General features: G+C 60.0%; 23 protein-coding genes. 20 read left to right on the top strand and 3 right to left on the bottom strand.

What is annotated here, in order from left to right; translation table 11 throughout:
• From KVT38_RS20500 to KVT38_RS20445, 12 genes are all read left to right on the top strand, one after another.
• Positions 1–488: ABC transporter ATP-binding protein (locus KVT38_RS20500; RefSeq protein ID WP_217595604.1), on the top strand; the 488-nt coding region annotated here is incomplete at its 5' end.
• Complete coding sequence (gene isdC, locus KVT38_RS20495) at positions 485–1,549, top strand: heme uptake protein IsdC (protein ID WP_217595603.1); 1,065 nt, start codon at positions 485–487, stop codon at positions 1,547–1,549. The genes KVT38_RS20500 and isdC, both read left to right, overlap by 4 nt.
• Positions 1,519–2,568 carry an ABC transporter substrate-binding protein gene (locus KVT38_RS20490; protein ID WP_368859135.1) on the top strand — a complete coding sequence of 350 codons (1,050 nt, stop codon included), beginning with the start codon at positions 1,519–1,521 and terminating at the stop codon, positions 2,566–2,568. Before isdC ends, KVT38_RS20490 begins: the two co-directional genes overlap by 31 nt.
• Positions 2,565–3,563, top strand: coding sequence for a FecCD family ABC transporter permease (locus KVT38_RS20485; RefSeq protein ID WP_217595601.1), 999 nt, complete (start codon positions 2,565–2,567; stop codon positions 3,561–3,563). Before KVT38_RS20490 ends, KVT38_RS20485 begins: the two co-directional genes overlap by 4 nt.
• Positions 3,560–4,675, top strand: a complete 1,116-nt coding sequence (locus KVT38_RS20480; RefSeq protein WP_217595600.1) for an ATP-binding cassette domain-containing protein — start codon at positions 3,560–3,562, stop codon at positions 4,673–4,675. Before KVT38_RS20485 ends, KVT38_RS20480 begins: the two co-directional genes overlap by 4 nt.
• A 118-nt stretch (positions 4,676–4,793) precedes the next feature.
• Positions 4,794–5,129 (top strand): heme oxygenase, encoded by a 336-nt coding sequence (isdG, locus tag KVT38_RS20475; RefSeq protein WP_217595599.1) that lies wholly within the window; start codon positions 4,794–4,796, stop codon positions 5,127–5,129.
• 183 nt (positions 5,130–5,312) lie between these two features.
• Positions 5,313–5,969 carry a TetR/AcrR family transcriptional regulator gene (locus tag KVT38_RS20470; protein WP_217595598.1) on the top strand — a complete coding sequence of 219 codons (657 nt, stop codon included), beginning with the start codon at positions 5,313–5,315 and terminating at the stop codon, positions 5,967–5,969.
• Positions 5,970–5,994: 25 nt separating this feature from the next.
• Complete coding sequence (locus KVT38_RS20465; protein ID WP_217595597.1) at positions 5,995–6,369, top strand: DUF4180 domain-containing protein; 375 nt, start codon at positions 5,995–5,997, stop codon at positions 6,367–6,369.
• 74 nt (positions 6,370–6,443) lie between these two features.
• Positions 6,444–7,103 (top strand): formylglycine-generating enzyme family protein, encoded by a 660-nt coding sequence (locus KVT38_RS20460; protein WP_217595612.1) that lies wholly within the window; start codon positions 6,444–6,446, stop codon positions 7,101–7,103.
• A gap of 78 nt (positions 7,104–7,181) precedes the next feature.
• Complete coding sequence (locus KVT38_RS20455; RefSeq protein ID WP_217595596.1) at positions 7,182–7,403, top strand: spore germination protein; 222 nt, start codon at positions 7,182–7,184, stop codon at positions 7,401–7,403.
• A 39-nt stretch (positions 7,404–7,442) separates the two neighbouring features.
• Entirely contained in the window at positions 7,443–7,868 is a 426-nt protein-coding gene (locus tag KVT38_RS20450) for a VOC family protein (RefSeq protein WP_217595595.1), read from the top strand.
• A 51-nt stretch (positions 7,869–7,919) separates the two neighbouring features.
• Positions 7,920–8,315 carry an RrF2 family transcriptional regulator gene (locus tag KVT38_RS20445; RefSeq protein ID WP_217595594.1) on the top strand — a complete coding sequence of 132 codons (396 nt, stop codon included), beginning with the start codon at positions 7,920–7,922 and terminating at the stop codon, positions 8,313–8,315.
• A gap of 29 nt (positions 8,316–8,344) precedes the next feature.
• Here the strand turns inward: KVT38_RS20445 and KVT38_RS20440 are convergent, their stop codons facing one another.
• Positions 8,345–8,482 carry a hypothetical protein gene (locus KVT38_RS20440; protein ID WP_217595593.1) on the bottom strand — a complete coding sequence of 46 codons (138 nt, stop codon included), beginning with the start codon at positions 8,480–8,482 and terminating at the stop codon, positions 8,345–8,347.
• Between the two features lie 149 nt (positions 8,483–8,631).
• Here KVT38_RS20440 and KVT38_RS20435 point away from each other — a divergent pair, with 149 nt between their 5' ends.
• The 3 genes from KVT38_RS20435 to KVT38_RS20425 are packed head-to-tail and all read left to right on the top strand — an operon-like array spanning position 8,632 to position 10,761.
• Positions 8,632–9,663 carry an ATP-binding cassette domain-containing protein gene (locus KVT38_RS20435; protein WP_217595592.1) on the top strand — a complete coding sequence of 344 codons (1,032 nt, stop codon included), beginning with the start codon at positions 8,632–8,634 and terminating at the stop codon, positions 9,661–9,663.
• Positions 9,660–10,472 carry an ABC transporter permease gene (locus KVT38_RS20430; RefSeq protein ID WP_217595591.1) on the top strand — a complete coding sequence of 271 codons (813 nt, stop codon included), beginning with the start codon at positions 9,660–9,662 and terminating at the stop codon, positions 10,470–10,472. The genes KVT38_RS20435 and KVT38_RS20430 overlap by 4 nt, the downstream gene beginning before the upstream one ends.
• Positions 10,473–10,530: 58 nt before the next feature.
• A complete protein-coding gene (locus KVT38_RS20425) occupies positions 10,531–10,761 on the top strand; it encodes a hypothetical protein (protein ID WP_217595590.1) in 231 nt (76 codons plus the stop codon).
• A gap of 200 nt (positions 10,762–10,961) precedes the next feature.
• On the opposite strand, the gene KVT38_RS20420 is transcribed toward KVT38_RS20425, so the two are convergent.
• Both KVT38_RS20420 and guaD read right to left on the bottom strand, forming a co-directional pair.
• Positions 10,962–11,849, bottom strand: coding sequence for a fructose bisphosphate aldolase (locus KVT38_RS20420; RefSeq protein ID WP_217595589.1), 888 nt, complete (start codon positions 11,847–11,849; stop codon positions 10,962–10,964).
• Between the two features lie 475 nt (positions 11,850–12,324).
• Positions 12,325–13,692 (bottom strand): guanine deaminase, encoded by a 1,368-nt coding sequence (gene guaD, locus KVT38_RS20415; protein WP_217595588.1) that lies wholly within the window; start codon positions 13,690–13,692, stop codon positions 12,325–12,327.
• Positions 13,693–13,793: 101 nt separating this feature from the next.
• On the opposite strand from guaD, the gene KVT38_RS20410 reads away from it, so the two are divergent.
• From KVT38_RS20410 to KVT38_RS20390, 5 genes are all read left to right on the top strand, one after another.
• Positions 13,794–14,330, top strand: a complete 537-nt coding sequence (locus KVT38_RS20410) for a hypothetical protein (protein ID WP_217595587.1) — start codon at positions 13,794–13,796, stop codon at positions 14,328–14,330.
• A 679-nt stretch (positions 14,331–15,009) separates the two neighbouring features.
• Entirely contained in the window at positions 15,010–15,681 is a 672-nt protein-coding gene (locus KVT38_RS20405) for a sensor histidine kinase (RefSeq protein ID WP_217595586.1), read from the top strand.
• A gap of 25 nt (positions 15,682–15,706) precedes the next feature.
• Complete coding sequence (locus KVT38_RS20400) at positions 15,707–16,378, top strand: response regulator (protein ID WP_217595585.1); 672 nt, start codon at positions 15,707–15,709, stop codon at positions 16,376–16,378.
• Between the two features lie 211 nt (positions 16,379–16,589).
• A complete protein-coding gene (locus KVT38_RS20395; protein ID WP_217595584.1) occupies positions 16,590–17,342 on the top strand; it encodes a YveK family protein in 753 nt (250 codons plus the stop codon).
• On the top strand, positions 17,323–17,967 hold the full coding sequence (locus KVT38_RS20390; RefSeq protein WP_217595583.1) for a CpsD/CapB family tyrosine-protein kinase: 645 nt from the start codon (positions 17,323–17,325) through the stop codon (positions 17,965–17,967). Before KVT38_RS20395 ends, KVT38_RS20390 begins: the two co-directional genes overlap by 20 nt.
• Positions 17,968–18,244 lie beyond the last annotated feature (277 nt).

The raw sequence follows: 18,244 nt of genomic DNA, 5'->3' as shown, positions 1-18,244 counted from the left end.
GGATCGATCAGGTCGCGGACGGCTTGCGTTTTCCCCGGGCGTGGTACGACCGTCGCTACGATTCGATGTCCGGCGGGGAGAAGACGAAGGTCGGTCTCGCCTCGCAGCTGTTGATGGGGCCCGAGCTGCTGCTGCAGGACGAACCGACGACGTACCTGGACATGTATTATCAGATCGAGCTGATGGAATTGATTCGCAGCTTGAACGTCGAGCTTGGCTTGACGATCGTCGTCGTGCTGCACGACATGAACCAGGCGGTGCGCTACTGCGACCGGATCGTGGCGATGAAGGACGGACGCGTCGTGCTGCAGGGGCCTCCCGAGCAGGCGGTCACGACACAAACGATGAAGGACATCTACGGCGTGGAAGCGCTGGTTCGCCGCGATGACGAGGCGGGCATGTACATCGTGCCGCTGCGTGCAGGCGGATCGGCAGCCGGCGGGCACGGGCCGGGATGGGGGCTAACGACAGAGGAGGCTGCAACTTGAACTCGGCAAAGAAAAAGTTCACCGGCGCACGGCTTGCCGCGCTGCTGCTGGCGCTGTGTCTGCCTTTGCAGGCAGGGAATGCGAGCGGGGCGCAGGCGGACGGCATTTATACGATAGACTATCAGATTGTCCAGGCGGACAACGATTCGGTGTCGATGGCCAACGATTACTGGGAAAAGCCGGCTATCGTCGTGATCGACAAAGGCAGCGTGCAAATTCAGATGACGATCAACCACAGCCAGTGGGTGACGGAATTCAAGGTGCCGGGCAGCGGGGGCGGGTACGTCAATACGCGCATTTTGAGCAAAGACGCGGAGGCCGACACGCGAAAAGTCGTCTTCGCCGTGTCCGAGCTGCCCTCGTCGCCGATGCTGGCGAAGATCCACGTGACGGTGCCGGACATCGACTATGACCACGATTATACGATTCGGTTCGACTTTAAGGCGGATTCGTTGAAATTGGTGAAGGCTGCGGCTGAAAAGCCGGCTGCGTCGACGCCGGCAGCACCGGCGACGCCGCAGGCGAGCGCTGCGCCGACGACGAAGCCACAGGCAAGCGGGGCAGCGACGGCGAAGCCTCAGGCCAGCGCAGCGCCGACAGCGGCACCGCAAGCGAGCGCGGCAGCGACGCCAAAGCCGCAAGCAAGCGCGACCGTGACGCCGTCGCCGCAGGCGAGCGCAGCTGCGACGACATCGCCAGGCGCGAATGCCGTAAGCGCCGGCGAGCAGGCATCGCCGACGCCGCCGGCCGCATCGGCAGATGCGTCGGGCAGCGACGACGGCGCGTCGGAAGCGCCGGAAGTGATCGCGCCGTCGGCGGAGCCTTCTGCGAGCGCGGCAGCGCAAGCGGCGGACGCCGAAGCGAGCGCAAACGCGGATGAAGCAAAGGGCAATGAGGGCGATTCTGCCGCTTCATTGGAAGCGGCAGGAGCCGCCGCGCAGCCGCTGGTCTCGCCGAAAAAGGACGATAACGGTCTCATAATCGGCGTAGCGGCCGCGATCGTGGTACTCGCAGCAGGAGGCGTATGGTGGTGGAGAAGAAGTCGGCTTCAAGGACGCTAAAGACGGATAGACAACGCGGCGCACGGCGGCGAACTGCCTGGACGGCGCTAATCCTGGCGGTTCCGCTCTCGCTGGCGGGCTGCGGCGTACAGCCGCAGCAGACAACGACCACGGCGGCCGCCGGCCAAGGCAAGCTTGTCGTCACGGATTTTGCCGGGCGGGAGGTCGCGCTTGCCGGCGTGCCGAAGCGCATCGTGACGCTCGGCAACGGCGAGACGGACATCGTCTACGCGCTCGGCGGCCAGGTGGCGGGCCGGCCGGATTCGGACGTGCCGCTCCCTTACGAAGGCGCGGAGCAAGCGGCCCGCATCGGCACGGCGCATGAAGTGGATCTCGAACGCATCGCGCTGCTGCGTCCGGATGTCGTGCTCGGCAACGACCCGATGAACGTCAAGGATATCCCGACGCTCGAAGGCATCGGCGCGAAGATGGTGTTGACCAGCGCCAATTCGATCGACGAGATTGAGCGGCAGATCGCGCTTATCGGACGGCTGCTCGAGCGACCGGAGCGCGCGAACGAGCTGATCGCCGTCATCGAGGAGGAGCGGACAGCGCTTGCTTCGAAGGCCATGGAAGACCGGCCGCGCGCGCTGCTCGTCTACGGCGCGCCGGGCACGTTCATGGCGGCGCTGCCGACCTCGCTCGGGGGCAATCTGCTCGAGGCGGCGGGCGGCTACAACATCGCGTCGGATTATCCGCGGCTGCAGAGCTATCCGCAGTACGCGCAGCTCAATGCGGAGCGGATCGTCGAAGCCGATCCGGAAGTCATCTTGATCATGACGCACGGCAATCCGGCGGAAGTCGCGGACAGCTTCGTGGCCGAGATGCGCAAAAACGCGGCCTGGAACAGCGTCGCGGCCGTGCGCGCCGACCGCGTGGAGGTGCTGCCGGCCGATCTGTTCGGCACGAATCCCGGAACTCGCGTCGTCGAAGCGCTTGAGCTGCTGCGCGGCAAGCTGGACGCGTATGCCGCGACGCTCTCCGGCGCATCGGCCGCAGGCGTTGGCGGCACGCCGTGAGCAAAGCGGACCGGACGCGCAGAAGGCGAATCGTCGTGCCGCTGGCTCCGCTGTTGCTGGCCGCAGGCATCGCGTTCGGCCTGACGACCGGCTCGGTGCCGATTCCGCTTCGCGATATTTTCGGTATTTTGCTTGGCGGCTCGCATTCGCCATACGAAGCGATCCTCATGGACGTTCGGCTGCCGCGCGTCCTCGTCGGGGCGCTGGTCGGCGCGTGCCTAGCCGCATCAGGGGCGTTGTTGCAAGGAATTATGCGTAACCCGCTGGCCGATCCCGGCATCATCGGCGTGTCCGCGGGCGGCGGCTTGGTGGCTGTTGTGACGCTCGTGGCGCTCCCGCAATTCAGCTACCTGCTGCCGCCTGCCGCCTTCGCCGGCTCGCTGGTTGCGGCCTTGCTCATTTACGCGCTGTCCTGGGACAACGGCGCATCGCCGGTGAAGATCGTGCTGGCGGGCGTCGCCGTGAGCGCGCTGCTCGGCGCGGTCATGAACGGCATCATGGTCGTCCACAGCGACCGGATTCAGGCCGTCATCCCGTGGTTGGCCGGCGGACTGAACGGACGCAGCTGGCATCATCTGTCGTTCATGCTGCCCTACGCGCTCGCGGGGCTCGCGCTGACCGTGCCGGCGATCAAGCCGGCCAACGTGCTGATGCTGGGCGACAAAACGGCCAAATTGCTGGGACAGCGGGTCGAGCTGCAGCGGCTGCTGCTGCTGGCGCTCGCGGCGCTGCTCGCCGGTACGGCGGTCAGCGTCGCCGGACTCGTCGGCTTCGTCGGACTCGTCGTGCCGCATGCGGTCCGTCTGCTCATCGGCGACGATTATCGGCGCCTGATGCCGGTATCGATCGCGGGCGGCGGCGCGCTGGTCGTCATCGCGGACACGATCGCCCGCACCTGGTTCGATCCGGCGGAGCTGCCGGTCGGCATTTTGCTCGCCTGCATCGGCGCGCCGTTTTTCCTTTATTTGCTGCGTAGAAGGAGCGGAATTCGATGAATGCCCATGCAATCGAGACGAAGGCGCTTCGCTTCGAGGCGGGACCTTATTGCCGATTGGAAGTGGATGCGGCTTTGCTGGAAGGCAAAATGACGGCGATCGCCGGCCCCAAGGGGCCGGGCAAGACGACGCTGCTGCTTTTGATCGCGGGTCTGTTGAAGCCGGCCGGCGGCACGATCGTCGTCCGCGGCAGACCGGCTGCCGAATATACGCGGCTCGAGCTCGCGACGGAGCTGGCGATGCTGCCGCAGTCGCGAGAGGCGCTGCCGGAGCTGACCGTACGCGAGCTGGTCGCCTTCGGGCGGACGCCGCGGCTCGGCCGCTTCAGGCAGCGGCTGGGCGAAGCGGACGAGCGGGAGATCGATTGGGCGCTGCGACAGATGAGCATGCGAAGCTGCGAGGACCGCATGGTGCATACGCTGTCCGGCGGGGAACGTCAGAAGGCGCTGATCGCGATGGCACTCGCGCAGAGGACGGGCATTCTGCTGCTCGACGAACCGACGACTTATTTGGATATCGCGCATCAGCTGGAGCTGATGCGGGTGCTGAAGAAGCTGAACCGCGAAGCGGGCCTGACGATCGTCATGGTTCTGCACGACCTCCAGCAGGCCGCAGCCTTCTGCGACGAGCTGATCGCGCTCAAAGCCGGCGGCATCGCCGCGCGGGGCGTGCCGAGCCGCGTCATTACACCCGCTTTTTTGCGCGACGTATACGAGATCGAGGCGGAGGTCAGGTTCGACGAGCCCTATCCGCTTATCATTCCGCTGCCGGGGCCGGCCGCGGAGGAGGAAGCGATCCTGGTTGTGACCGATACGTACCGGGTTGCCAGCGGCGAGGGAGGTCGATTGGCGGCTTATTGGAGCGCTCGCGAGGACCTGGGGACCATGCCCGGGTTCCTCGGCATGGAGCTGCTCCAGTCGGAGAAGAAGTCGGCGGGCGACGAGATCTCCGTTATCACGCGCTGGCGAACCGCTGAAGACGCCGCGGTATGGCAAGCGGCGACGTCCGAGCTCGTCCCGGATGCCGCTTTTCCCGCCGGGCCAGCCATCCTTTCTCACGAATCCTCTCTCAAGCTCGTCAAAGTTCGCCGTATGCCGCTCAGACGGACTTAGCGGCCCGGCGGCCGCACCGCTTGTAATTTAAAGTTCATGCGCCATTCATACTTGAAAATTACATTTATAGAAGTAATATCAATTCATATCTTCAGAACATTCAAGGGAGGAAAAAATAATGGTCATCGTAACGAACGTCTCCCAAATCACGAAAGGCAGCGGCGACAAGCTGATCGAGCGCTTCAACAAAGTCGGCAAGGTGGAAGGGATGGAGGGCTTCCTCGGATTGGAGGTCATGCTGACCGAAAACACGAAGGAGTACGACGAAGTGACCGTCAGCACCCGATGGGAGAGCAAGGAAGCGTTCCAGGCCTGGACGAAAAGCGAGGCCTTCCGCGAATCGCACAGCCATCGGGAAAAGCCGGAGTATATCATCGCTAACAAAATCAACTTTTACGAGGTCAAAGTCGTCCGGCAGCCTTTGCAAACGTCCGTCCAGGAGGCGGCTTCCTAGAAGCGCGAATCTGCAAGCCCGTCTGTGTTCGACCAAAAACTGCAAGAAGCCCGGCCCGACGCCGGGCTCTTTGCCGTTGCCTTAAGTGATTCGCTCGCGAATTTGTGTTTGACAACATATGGATTTGTCGTTTACATTTATTTTATTCCGACTGATCGGTATAAATAAAATGGAGGCGTTGTCGTGCCTAAAGTCGGAATGGAGCCAAGGCGCAGGGCCGATGTCGTCAATGCGACGCTCGCTTGCATCAGCAAGTACGGCATCGAAGGGATGACACTGGATAAAGTGGCGGTCCAGGCGGGGTGTTCGAAGGGCGTCGTTACGTATTACTACAAAAATAAAGATGAGCTCACGCTCGAAGCGTTCAAGTCGTTCATGGCGTATTACGGCGTCAAGATCGAAGCGGAGATTTCGGCTGGCATGACGGCAGGAGCGATGCTTGAGATTGTTTTAAGGCATTTGCTGCCGGCCGCGGGGACGGAGGCGGGAGCGAGCATCAATGTGTCCTTGCTGGACGGAATCGGGGAGATGCGGATTCCTTACGAGGACCAGGGCAGGCTGTTTGTGCAATTTTTTTCGCGGGCGGCCGTCGACCCGAAGCTGCGTGAGGTGATGTCAGGCATTTACGAAAGAGAGCTTGCGGGCATCACGCGGATCTTCGAGCTTGGTTATCGCACGGGAGAGATGTCGACACCCGATGCGCCCAGCGCGGCATACGGCCTGTTAGCGATGGTGGTGGGCCTTAGCTTTTTCCGTGTCGCGAACGTGGCCCCAGGTAAGGGCGAAGATAACCGAAGCATCGGAGAGGGCTATGTAAAACAATTCATGAAGCCGCAATAAGCGAGCCTGTAAGGGGGAAAAAGACATGTGGAACATAACGAAGGTAGAGACGGATGGGCGCGAGCCTGTGGCCGTGGTGAGCGGGGAAGTCATCGGTGACGTTCTTTCCGCGCTGGATATGATGGCGACCGTGCGGTACGAGACGGGATTCGACCGTATCGTGATCGATAAGACGATGCTCGATGCGAAGTTCTTCGAGCTGAGGACGGGCTTGGCCGGAGAGATCGCGCAGAAGTTCGTCAACTATCAGGTGAAGCTCGCGATCGTGGGGGACTTCGACGCGTATACGAGCACGAGCAAAAGCTTGCGCGATTTTATTTACGAATGCAACCATGGCACGAATTTGTTTTTTTTGCCGACGGAGGCGCAGGCGATCGAAAAGCTCGGCGCGACGAGGTGATGGCCATTAGCGGGAAGGACATGCATAAGTTGGAGTCGAACGATATACGAGGGGGTCTTCCTTCTCCATATCCGATGGTGGAGATCCCCGCAGGGCGCGTACACATGAGGGATGACCGCAAAAAGACCGCGTGGACGGTCGAAGTCGGCTCGTTTCTGCTCGCGCCCGTTCCGGTGACGCGGGAGCTGTACGATGCCATCGTCCGGACCGAGCGGTCCGGCTTCGAGGAGAACGTCGGCTCGCCCGATTGCCCGGTGACGGACGTTTCCTGGCTTGACGCGATCCGTTTTTGCAATACGATATCGCTCCGATCCGGCTTCGAGCCGTGCTACGAGGTTGGCGCAGACGGAGAAACCGTCGCGTTCGACGTACAGGCGGACGGCTACAGGCTGCCGACGGAGGCCGAATGGCAGCATGCTTGCCGAGCCGGCACGGACGGCTATCGGTACGGCGATCTGGACGAGATCGCCTGGTACCGAGACAATGCCGAAGGTGCGGCGCGGTCCGTTGGCGCAAAGCTTCCGAATGCCTGGGGCCTCTACGATATGCTTGGAAACGTATGGGAATGGTGCTGGGATGTATACGACGCGCAAGTTTATGGTTCGTATCGGATTTTTCGCGGCGGCAGCTGGGCGGAGGAGGCGAGAGGCTGCGGCGCGACGGTTCGACGCCGAAGTCATCCCACGTTTCGCATAGACGATCTCGGCTTTCGATTGGCCAGAACCAAGCCATAATTGCGATAATGTTCACGGCAGGAGCCTGCTTTTCATACCCTGTATAAGCGATATAAACTTACCGAAGAGGTAACCGCCATGCCCTCCATCGTTGGAAAAGTAAAGATCCTTAACGTCAACCAGGGTTCGAACGTTCAATTCGGCGATACGGGCTTTATCTCGCTGAACAGTACCTCCAAAAATTACGGAGGGGCGGCTTCGTTTTCGCCCGGGGACGCTTTCGGCAGCGTGAACAACAATCAGCTGAGCAAGACGAATACGCTCGACACCGATGCGATCGACAATTCCAATGCTGTCTAATGCTTCGGAATAACGAACCCATTTTCGGAGGGATGAGCCATGAAACCGCGCGTCACGGTGCTGACTTTGGGCGTCGAAGATTTGGAAAGATCGCTCGTGTTCTACAGGGATGGATTGGGCTTGCCCACAGATGGCATCGTCGGAACGGAATTCGAGCATGGCGCAGTCGCGTTCTTTGATCTGCAAGCCGGTTTGAAGCTGGCCATCTGGCGCCGCGCCGATCTCGCGCACGAGGCGAAGGTGGCCCAGTCGCCGCCCAGCTCCACGGAAATGACGATCGGCCATAACGTAGCGAGCAAGCAAGAAGTCGACCGGGTGATGGAGCAGGCGAGACGGGCCGGGGCCGTCGTCACCGATCCGGCGCACGATACGTTCTGGGGCGGGTATTCCGGTCACTTCATGGACCCGGACGGCCACTTGTGGGAGATCGTGTGGAATCCGGCCTGGGATCAAGACTTGCTTTAATGCCTTGCCAGGGCTATCATGGGCATACAAAGTCCATCATCGAGGTGTGCCATGAAGTTTTCACAGGCGACGGATTACGCGCTCCATACCATGATGTTTTTGATGAGCCAGGCGCCGGACAAGCCCGTCGGGGTGCAGACGTTGGCCGACAGGCTCGGCGTTTCCCAGACGTATCTGTCCAAAATGCTCAGCAAGCTGGTGAAGGCGGGGCTGATCGGCTCCGTGTCCGGCGCCAACGGCGGCTACCGGCTGAAGGCCCATTACGAACGAATCTCTTTTCTGGACGTCATCCATGCGATCGAAGGGACGGCTTCCATCTTTGAATGCGGCCTGAACCATGGCGAGGATTGCCTGATCCAGAAGGTCGTCATGACTGCCGAGCAGCAAATGGAGCAGTATTTGAGCGACAAGAAGATCGTCGATGTCGCCAGACAGCATACGTTGTAACGAAAGAGGCCCTCGAGGCCTCTTTTTCGTTATTCCGGCTCTTTTTTCTCGTAGGCGATCAGCGTAACGTCGTGTCCGCTGGCCGCGGTCAGCTCCTGCTCCAGCCGTTTCAGTTCAGCGACCTGTTGCTCTTCCAGGCTTGCGAACGCGTATCGGGAATCGTCCATCGTCAAGCCTCCTCTCGCTTAATGTCTCTCGCCTTATTATGGTCGAACCTTTGGGCGCTTATGAGCTTCCATATGCAAGGGACGGTTCATATTCAATTCACATTGGCGCCTTAGTATCCGTATGTAATCAGTTCGACGGGGGGATGACGATGAACGCGATAAACGTATTGGAAAAGGCGGGCGGCGGGAGCGAGTGGGCCGTCGAGGCGTCAGGGCTCGTTAAAACGTTCGGCGGCAACCGCGCGGTGGATGGCGTAAGTCTGAACGTGCGCGCAGGTTCGATCTACGGCGTGCTCGGTCCCAACGGCGCAGGCAAGACGACGACGATCCGGATGCTGGCGACGCTGCTCAAGCCCGACGGGGGCTCGGCGCGAATATTCGGGCACGACGTGATCAGAGAGTCCCAGATCGTCAGGCAATTGATCGGGGTGACCGGCCAGTACGCATCGGTCGACGAGTCGCTTAGCGCCACGGAAAATCTCATTATTTTTTCCCGGCTGCTCGGGCTTGGGCGTGCCGAGTCGAGGCGAAAAGCGGCGGAGCTGCTGGAGGAATTCGGCTTGACGGAGGCTGCCAAGCGGCCGCTCAAAAACTTCTCCGGAGGCATGCGGAGGCGTCTTGACCTCGCCGCGAGCCTGATCGCGCAGCCGCCGCTCATCTTCCTCGACGAGCCGACGACCGGACTCGATCCGCGGACGCGCGCCCAGATGTGGGAAACGATCCGTCGGTTGGTGAATACCGGCTCGACCGTTCTGCTGACGACGCAATACTTGGACGAAGCGGATCAGCTGGCTGACCGCATTGCGGTCATCGACCGTGGCACCGTTGTCGCCGAAGGCACCGTGGACGAGTTGAAAGGTTCGGTCGGCAGCTCATCCCTTCATTTGCGCGTGCAGGACCAGACGGCGACCGGGGAAGCGAGGCGGATCGTCGAACGGGTGCTTCAAGCGACGTCCAGCGTGTCGTCTGAGGCCGGCAAGATTACGGCGCCGATGGCGGATGCCGACCGCGTGACCGATCTGCTCGTCGCGCTGCGGGAGTCGGGCATCAGACTGGCTGAGATCAGCGTACAGAAGCCGACGCTCGACGAAGTGTTCTTGACGATTACCGGCCGCGGCGCACAAGAAGAGCCGGCGCCGGATAAGCAAGCATCCACTCGCAATCAGGAGGTCGCGTTATGAAAAGCAAGACTGCCGTCCACCCGGGCGCCCGGCTCAAAAACCGCACCAGCTTCGGCCAATCCGTCCGCCATTCGCTAACGATGGCGTACCGCGGCTTGCTCAAGATTCGGCGCACGCCCGAGCAGCTGTTCGATGTCACGCTGCAGCCGATCATTTTTACGCTGATGTTCACCTATATATTCGGCGGGGCGATCTCCGGCGACGTCATCAGCTATTTGCCCGTCATCATCCCGGGCATCCTCGTGCAGACCGTCATCACAACCTCGATCGTGACCGGCGTGCAGCTGCGCGAGGACATGGACAAAGGCGTGTTCGACCGCTTCAAATCGCTGCCGATCGCGCGCATCGCGCCGCTTGCCGGGGCGCTGCTCGCGGATACGATTCGGTACACGATCGCCACGGTGCTGACCTTCGGCATGGGGTATGTGATGGGCTTCCGCCCGGACGGCGGCCTCGGCCACGTCGCGATCGCCGCGCTGCTCGTCATCTTCTGCTCGTGGGCGATCAGCTGGATTTTCGCCTTCTTCGGCGTCATCGCCCGCACGGCCTCGAGCGTCCAGGGCATCTCGATGATCGTGCTGTTTCCACTTACGTTCCTCTCCAATGCGTTCGTACCGACTGACACGATGCCGAACTGGCTGCAATGGTTCGTCGACATCAATCCGATCTCGCATCTGGTGACGGCCGTCCGCGATCTCGTCAATTCGGGCTCCGTCGGCTGGGACCTCGGCATCTCGCTGATCGGCGCGGCCGTCATCGTCGCAGTCTTCGCGCCGATCACGGTGCGGGCGTATATGCGGCGGACGTAGGCAGGGTGGGGATCCGGGTGCCATCGCCTGCTGTAGAGAAGGCGATGGCTCGAATCAAGTGAGCGAGGCGGTCATCGCCTGCTGTGTAGAAGGCGATCGCTCGAATGGAGTGCTCGAGGTGGTCATCGCCTGCTGTGTAGAAGGCGATGGCTTGAATGAAGTGCTCGAGGCGGTCATCGCCTGTTGTAGAGAAGGCGATGGCTCGAATGAAGTGCTCGAGGCGGTCATCGCCTGTTATGTAGAAGGCGATGGCTCGAATGGAGTGCTCGAGGCGGTCATCGCCTGCTGAGTAGAAGGCGATGGCTCGAATGAAGTGCTCGCGGCAGTCATCGCCTGCTGTAGAGAAGGCGATCGCTCAGTTGTCTGCTTTTCTGCCTTTATTGAAGCGCTCCTTATGACAAATCGCCCATCTCCTCCGCCGCATATGAAAAACCCCGGATTCTCTGAGTCCGGGGTCTTGTCGCAACAACTGCGTTTATTCAGCTGCGCTTATTTAATAGAAGCTTCATATATATTCCGCACCGATTCGGACAGCATCTCGTTGAACGCTTCGTCCGACTGCCCGGCGCTTAAGCCTTCGGACAGCGCGCGGGAGAAGCTCGCGATCAGGCCGTGGTTGCGTGCAAGACGCTCGTTGGCTTCGGCCTGCGAGTATCCGCCGGACAGGGCGACGACACGGAGCACATGGGGCTCGTCGATCAGCTCGGCATAGAAGTTGTCCTCTATCGGAATAGACAGCTTGAGCATGACCTTGACGTCCGGTGCGAGCGCGGCAAGCTGCGCGAGGAGCTCGGCCTTCAGCAGCTTTTCCGATTGCGTCTTGTCCGGGCTGGCGATGTCTACCTCGGGCTCGATAATCGGTACGAGGCCCGCAGCCGCAATTTGTTTGCCGATGGCGAACTGCTGCTCCACGACCTGCCGGATTCCCGAAGGACTTGCTTCTTTAATGAGGGAACGCATCTTGGTCCCGAAGATGCGACGCTCGACGGCTCGCTTCAGCAACGCGTCCAATCCGTCGATCGGCTTCAGCAATTGAACGCCGTCCGCCTGCTCGGCAAGACCCTTGTCCACCTTTAGAAAAGGGACGATTCCTTTCTTTTCCCACAAGTAGTCCGCGGTCAGTTGCCCGTCGATCTCGCGATCCATCGTGTTCTCGAACAGAATAGCCCCGAGAATGTACTTCGAGTCGAACGCCGGGCTCTTGATGATGCGCGTGCGCATCTCGTGAACGAGGGCGTACATCGCTTCCTCGCCCGAATAACTGCTCTCCGGCACGCCATACTGCAGCAGCGCCTTCGGCGTGCTCCCGCCGCTCTGATCCAGGGCCGCGACGAAGCCCTTCCCCGTGCGAATCCGTTCCAATTGTACCGCGTTCATTGATGTTGCTCCCTCCCGAATTTAGCGTATCGTGAGCGAATGGCAGCTTTGTCCATTTCATCATAGCACTTTATGCCGGGTTGCGTAAGCGGGGCTACCGGTGCTAGGCGGAGGCGGGCTGGCGGAGGAGCGGCAGAGGAGGCAGGTTTGTTCCTAACCGGGACTTCTGACGATGAGCGGGATGCGTGGGAGGTGTGTTTGTTCCTAACCGGGACTTCTGACGATGAGCGGGATGCGTGGGAGGTGTGTTTGTTCCTAACCGGGACTTCCGGCGATGAGCGGGATGCGTGGGAGGCGTGTTTGTTCCTAACCGGGACTTCTGGCGATGAGCGGGCTGAGGAGGAGGCGTGTTAATTCCTAACTAAGACTTCCGGCGATGAGCGGGCAGCCGGGGAGTTGTTTTAATTCCTAACTAAGACTTCCGGCGACCAAACGCCAGCGGCGGCAAGTGCCGCTGGCGTTTTCGCAGGCTGCTTCACGCGCGCTGGTGGACGCGTTCGCCTTGTACCCATACCTCCCGGATGTTCTCGGGGCGCGCGAGGTACATGATCTTTTGGAAGATCTCTTGCGGCGGCACGTCTGCGCCGAACACGGGCAGCTTCGCGCCGGACAGCGCGATGTCCACGATCTGCGCGTCCCAGGCGTAGCCTTCGGCCAGCCGGCCGATCGGCAGGCTGAGCGCTTCGCCGCCGCCGGCCGTCGCAAGGTAGAAGGCTTCGTCGATCGCGATGCGCGAGGACGGCACGCCGCGCGCGTCTGCGGGGAGGGCCGGATCTACGCCCTCCTCCAGCATTCGCGACGAGATGACCGCCTGCCTGGCGTTGTCGTACAGGCTCGGCGAATAGCCGCCTGAGATGTCGGAGCCAAGGCCGATCTCTACGCCTTTTTCCAGCCAGCGGGCGAGCGGAAGGACGCTGTTCGAGAAGTAGACGTTGGAGATCGGACAGTGGCCGATCGCCGTTCCTGTCGCGGCGAAGAGCGCTGCATCGTCTTCGTCGAGCAAGTTGCAGTGCGCCATGACGGACTTGTCGCCGAGCAGCCCGAAGTCGTGGAGCGCGAGGGCATCTCGCTTGCCGAGCCGGTCAAGCACGTATCCGTGCTCCCAGTCGCTCTCGCTGCAGTGGGACTGGATATGCGTATCGTACTTCGCGGCCAGCGCGCCGAGTCCCGTTAATGCCTCGTCCGTGCAGCTCGGAATGAACCTTGGCGTCACGACGGGATATACGCCTTGCTTGACGTTCTTCGCCAGCTCCTTGACGGCGACGATAAACGCTTCCGTATCAGCGAGCGCGGAAGAGGTGTCGGCATCGCGATAGTATTCGGGATTTTGCGCGGGATCGTCCATGACGACCTTGCCGACCAAGCCGCGCTGTCCTTTTTTCGCGCAGATCTCGGCCAGCAGCAGGCTGGATTGTTTGTGGATTGTGGCAAAATAAAGGGCGGTCGTCGTGCCGTTCGCCAGCAGCGTGGCGACAAGATCGTCATATACCTCGGCGGCGAAGTCGAGATCCGCGAACTTGGACTCCAGCGGAAACGTATGCGCGTGCAGCCAATCGTAAAGCGGCACGTCGAGCGCCGTTCCCGACTGCGCCCACTGCGGCGCGTGCACGTGCAGATCGACGAAGCCGGGCAGCAAATATTGACCCTGCTCCAAGAGCTGATAGCGGCCTTCATCCGCATATTGCTGCCGGATGGCCTCGTAGTCGGGGGCATCCGGCGCGATCGTCTTCGCGATGACGCCTTCCGCGTTCACGCAGAACAAATAGTCCTTCAACATATCGATTTCTTTCGGGGAGCGGGCGGTAAACGCCGTTCCCTGGAACACACGGAAATAAGTTGTCACACGTTCGCCTCCTTGCCATTTCGCATCTGAATTTTTATCATTATAGGGAATCTGAATCGGTAAGTCCATGCTCGTTCATCATACAGCAGGAGGGATCGATAATGAAGCCGAGTGCAGGGCAGGTGCCCTTTGGTTATGAGCCGCCGGTCAAGCGGGAAAAAGGCACGTTGATCTACTACGACACGTTCGAGGATACGACGGACGAAGCGCTTGCCGTCGCCGCCGAGACGGCCAAGGCGCGTTCGTTCTTACGATTCGTGCTCTATCCGATTCACGAGGAGACCGCGAGGCGGATGTCCAAAACGCCGGTTAGCGCCTATTACAAGCGTGAAAAGCGGCTGGCCGGGTGGGCTCGGGACCGGGAAGCGAATGAGCCCGCACCCGAGATCGACCGCTGGGAGGGCAAAAGAAAGAAGTATACGCCGATGGAGGCGGCTTTGCGGCACCTGACGGAGACGCTTCCGGGGCCGCATTTCATCTATATGACGCCCGCTACCGCGAACCTGTTCGCCTCCTACGACGTCTTCGAGGGCTGGATCACAAAGATTCGGCTCGTGCTGTCCGCTGTACCGGCCGATCAGGCGCCGAAGCTGGCTCAATATCGCAGCCGTTGGAGCCTGGCATGGGAGGACGAATGAAGAGAATCCTCTGCTGACGGCAACAAAACGCGCAAGCGTGCCTGCCACAGCGCGTCGCAAAACGCGATAATGGCCATTCAACAGGCAAGCCAGTGACGAAAACGGTTACAAATTGTCTAAACAAAGCCCTCTCCGCGCGCGGAAAAGGGCTTTGTTTTTGGGTACGAACCGACGCATGTAGGCGCTTACTTTCTCTCATGTTTCTCATTCAAGCTCGCACCCCGTCTCTGCGGGACCCTTCGGAGCTTGATCCATCAACGATTGTAAAAACGCTTTATCATCGAATAAACCCAAATTATGGATTTATATTAAGAAATTCACCGAAATGCTGAGTTATAAAAACCTAGGTCTATAGAACTATAATCTTGATATCGAGATATAGCCCCTTGCAAATTTTGTCATTGTTCCATTCGACTTGGAGTCCGCACTATGGCATACGTCCGACGGCGAAAGATTGGGTAATTCTGGATAGGTCGGCATCCGAACGCATCCTCGATCATGACCGAAGGCACATCGATCCTTATCTAACTACCCATTCAATAATCGGTACTCCCGTAGCATGGGCATGTCAATTTCGGCAAGGTATGTTGAAAATGAACGTTGACGCCTAGAAGTGAGGGAACCTGACGAAAGATTTGAAATTTCTCATTATAAAACATGACGGGAAGGCGATGATGGGATGGCTATGCAGAGCAAGGTAGAACCGTACTTACTGTTCGAGGAACGCAACCGGATCGCAGAAGAACTCCACGATCGCATTTGCCCGCATCTGTTCGGCATCACCTATGCGGTCCATTCCGCGGAGCATGAATGGGATGAAATGACGAGTTCGCAGCATCTGGCGTTGCTGCGAGACATTCAGGAGGCGGCGGCTGAAGCGACGCGGGAGCTGCGAAGGACGATATACGATCTGAGCGTGTCCGACCATGGGGACGCTTCGTGGCTCGGCGGCGTGGAGTCGCTGCTCGCAAGCCAGGCGAAGCTGAGCGGCGTCCGGATCCGGTTCAGGCCGCCCGCGCCGGACCGGCGCCTGAGCGTTCACCATCAGAAGGCGTTGTACCGGATCATCGCGGAGGCGGCCGCCAATGCGATTCGCCACGGCGAATGCAGCGCGATCGATATCAAGCTGACGCTGCGGCCGTGCTCGGCCACGCTCCGAATCTCGGACAACGGCAGGGGATTCGACTGCGCCGCAGTGCAGCAAGACGAAGCCTCGGGCTTCGGGCTGAGGAACATGAAGTCGCTCGCAGCCGCGCTTGGCGGCAGTCTGCAAATCGACAGCGAAGCGGGCAGCGGTACGCGCATCGTCGCGCGATTGCCGCTGACGGACGTGCGAGAGGACAAAAACTAGATTTCGTTTTAAGGAAGGTGACGACATGAAGATCGTAATCGTGGACGATCATCCCCTCGTTCGCAAAGGGCTGAGGGCCGTACTATCGGGAGAAGAAGGATTCGAGATCGCGGGGGAAGCCGAGACCGTACTGGGCGCGCTGTCCGTCGTCGAGACGACGAATCCCGATCTTGTCATATTGGATATCCGGCTGGGCGCCGAGTCCGGCTACGACCTTGTGCGCTCGCTGCGCGGGCTGCACTGCCGGTTCATGATGCTGACGTCTTCGGCTTCTGAGGCGGATATTCGCAGAGCGAAGGAGTGCGGGGCCGACGGCTACGTGCTGAAGGACGCCGCGCCGGACGAGCTGCTGCTCGCCGTCAAGATGATCGGCCGCGGCCGCAAGTATTTCGATCAGAGTCTGCTGGGCACGCTGCTCCGCAAGGAATCGGACGACCCGCTTGAGAAGCTGACGCCGAAGGAGCGGGAAGTGCTGGTCGCACTCGGGGAAGGTTTGTCCAACAGCGCCGTGGCCAAAAAGCTGGTCATCAGCGAGTTCACGGTCAAGAAGCATGTGAGCCGCATTTTTCAAAAATTGAACCTGACCGACCGTACCCAGGCCGCCTTGTTCGCGCAGTCTCAGGGCATCGGCGACTTCTCGCCCTCGGATATCCGGGCGGAGAGCGGCTTCGCCCTTCCGAATGGTACTAAAGTATAACATCCATACCTACCGACGCGGCACGATGGAGGCTTCCAAAGAAGAAGCAAAATCATCCTGCCGCGTAATAGTTTTGAAAGTCGCGGGCGATTTACAATAAAAACAGGACGAGGCAGGGGAGGCCAAAACGAAAACGAATATCGGAAAACGAGTCAGAAAATTCTGATATTTATTTCATTTTCAAAAGAAATCAGCATCGGAGTGAAGCGTCTTGGAAATTCAACGGTATTGGAGCATAGTCAGGAAAAGGCTATGGCTGATCGCCTTAATTACGATCGTCTTATGCACGGCGGTCGGATATTATACGACGCAACAGAAACCGATTTATCAGGCAGCCGCCAAGCTGATGGTGTATCAAAGCGAAGTCCCCGGCAATACGTCCTCAGCGCCCGACGCCGGCGCGATCAACTCCAACATTTTACTGATCAAAACCTTTAAGCAGCTGATCCTCACGCCTCGAATTTTGGAAAAGGTCGCAGCCTCCTATCCCGATCTTCATACCTCGGCGGGCGAGCTCGCTGCAAAGATCGGCATCTCGTCCGTAAGCGAGACGCAGATCATGACCGTGATCGCGACGGACGGCTCGTACGCAAGAGCAGCCAACATGGCGAACGCCGTGTCCAAGGTGTTCCAAACCGAGATTCGCACGCTCATGAATCTGAACAACGTGTCCGTCCTCAACTGGGCCGACCCGGAGGCGCACGGAGGATCGATCTCATCCAGTCCCGTCAAAAACGTGGCGATCGCGTTCGTCCTGTCGATCCTGATCGGCATTGCGCTTGCCTTCCTGCTCGAGCATATGGACGATTCGGTCAAGACGGAGCAAGAGGTGCGCGCCAAGCTGGGACTGCCGCTGCTGGCCGACGTTCCGCGAATTCGCAACAGGGACTTGATCGGACCGGACGATTCGGAACGCACGACGATGGGAGCGAGGGGGAAGCCGAATGTCACGATGGATGCGTAAACGGGGATTGATCGCCGCGCAAAATCCGAAGTCGGCGGCCGCGGACACGTATCGCCGGCTCAAGACGGGCATCGAGTGGTCCGTCCGGGACGACGGTATGAAGACGATCGCGATCGCATCGGCCGAGCCGGGCGAGGGCAAGAGCACGACGTCCTCCAACATCGCGGTCGCCTATGCCCAAGCCGGAAGGCGTGTCCTGCTGCTGGATACGGATCTCCGGTCGCCGGTGCAGCATCAAATCTTCGATCTGCCGAACGATGCGGGGCTGAGCACGGCGCTGGCCGGACGAGGCGAGCTGGACCCGTTCGCCAAGCGGACGGCCTACCCGAACCTGCAGGTGGTGTGTGCGGGACCGCTGCCGCCCAATCCTTCCGAGCTGCTCGATTCGAACGCAATGAACGCGCTGCTCGACGAAGCCAAAGCGCGTTTCGATATCGTCATCGTCGATACAACCTCGATGGCGGCTGCTTCAGACGCGATGATCGTCGCGGATAAATGCGACGGTGCCGTCCTCGTCATCCGCAAGGGCAAGACGAGCATGGACGCGGTGCTGAAGGCGAAGGAGACGCTGTCGTCCGGACGGGTGCGGGTCGTAGGCGCGGTGTTCAACCGACGAGGGCGTTAAAAAGACGCGTTCAAGAACGTGCGGAAGCAAGAGAAGCAGGGAAACTTCGATCAAACGATGCGATTTTCCAAGGAAATGTCTCCTGCTCCTTTATCACTGGAGGCACTCGGCCATGCTGTGGGTCAGCGGACCTTAGACGTTAATCGTCAGGGGTGTGGCGTGAGGATGGGTTCAATGCCCGCTTAAGTTTTTTTGGAGCGGCTTGGCTTCGGCGGAGGAATTAGTTGCTGAAAGGCAGCTAATATTCGGTTGGAAGCTAAGCTTCATCCAAATAGAT

This window comes from Cohnella sp. GbtcB17 (assembly GCF_019091135.1).
Classification (GTDB): domain Bacteria; phylum Bacillota; class Bacilli; order Paenibacillales; family Paenibacillaceae; genus Cohnella.
This window is presented reverse-complemented; position numbering and strand designations above follow the sequence as displayed.

Coding starts and splice junctions, on each gene's coding strand:
- KVT38_RS20460 (WP_217595612.1), top strand. CDS start 6,444: ATGGTGGAGATCCCCGCAGGGCGCGTACACATGAGGGATGACCGCAAA.
- KVT38_RS20390 (WP_217595583.1), top strand. CDS start 17,323: ATGTCACGATGGATGCGTAAACGGGGATTGATCGCCGCGCAAAATCCG.
- KVT38_RS20455 (WP_217595596.1), top strand. CDS start 7,182: ATGCCCTCCATCGTTGGAAAAGTAAAGATCCTTAACGTCAACCAGGGT.
- KVT38_RS20400 (WP_217595585.1), top strand. CDS start 15,707: ATGAAGATCGTAATCGTGGACGATCATCCCCTCGTTCGCAAAGGGCTG.
- isdG (WP_217595599.1), top strand. CDS start 4,794: ATGGTCATCGTAACGAACGTCTCCCAAATCACGAAAGGCAGCGGCGAC.
- KVT38_RS20430 (WP_217595591.1), top strand. CDS start 9,660: ATGAAAAGCAAGACTGCCGTCCACCCGGGCGCCCGGCTCAAAAACCGC.
- KVT38_RS20465 (WP_217595597.1), top strand. CDS start 5,995: ATGTGGAACATAACGAAGGTAGAGACGGATGGGCGCGAGCCTGTGGCC.
- KVT38_RS20440 (WP_217595593.1), bottom strand. CDS start 8,482: ATGGACGATTCCCGATACGCGTTCGCAAGCCTGGAAGAGCAACAGGTC.
- KVT38_RS20435 (WP_217595592.1), top strand. CDS start 8,632: ATGAACGCGATAAACGTATTGGAAAAGGCGGGCGGCGGGAGCGAGTGG.
- KVT38_RS20450 (WP_217595595.1), top strand. CDS start 7,443: ATGAAACCGCGCGTCACGGTGCTGACTTTGGGCGTCGAAGATTTGGAA.
- KVT38_RS20445 (WP_217595594.1), top strand. CDS start 7,920: ATGAAGTTTTCACAGGCGACGGATTACGCGCTCCATACCATGATGTTT.
- KVT38_RS20480 (WP_217595600.1), top strand. CDS start 3,560: ATGAATGCCCATGCAATCGAGACGAAGGCGCTTCGCTTCGAGGCGGGA.
- KVT38_RS20410 (WP_217595587.1), top strand. CDS start 13,794: ATGAAGCCGAGTGCAGGGCAGGTGCCCTTTGGTTATGAGCCGCCGGTC.
- KVT38_RS20420 (WP_217595589.1), bottom strand. CDS start 11,849: ATGAACGCGGTACAATTGGAACGGATTCGCACGGGGAAGGGCTTCGTC.
- KVT38_RS20405 (WP_217595586.1), top strand. CDS start 15,010: ATGGCTATGCAGAGCAAGGTAGAACCGTACTTACTGTTCGAGGAACGC.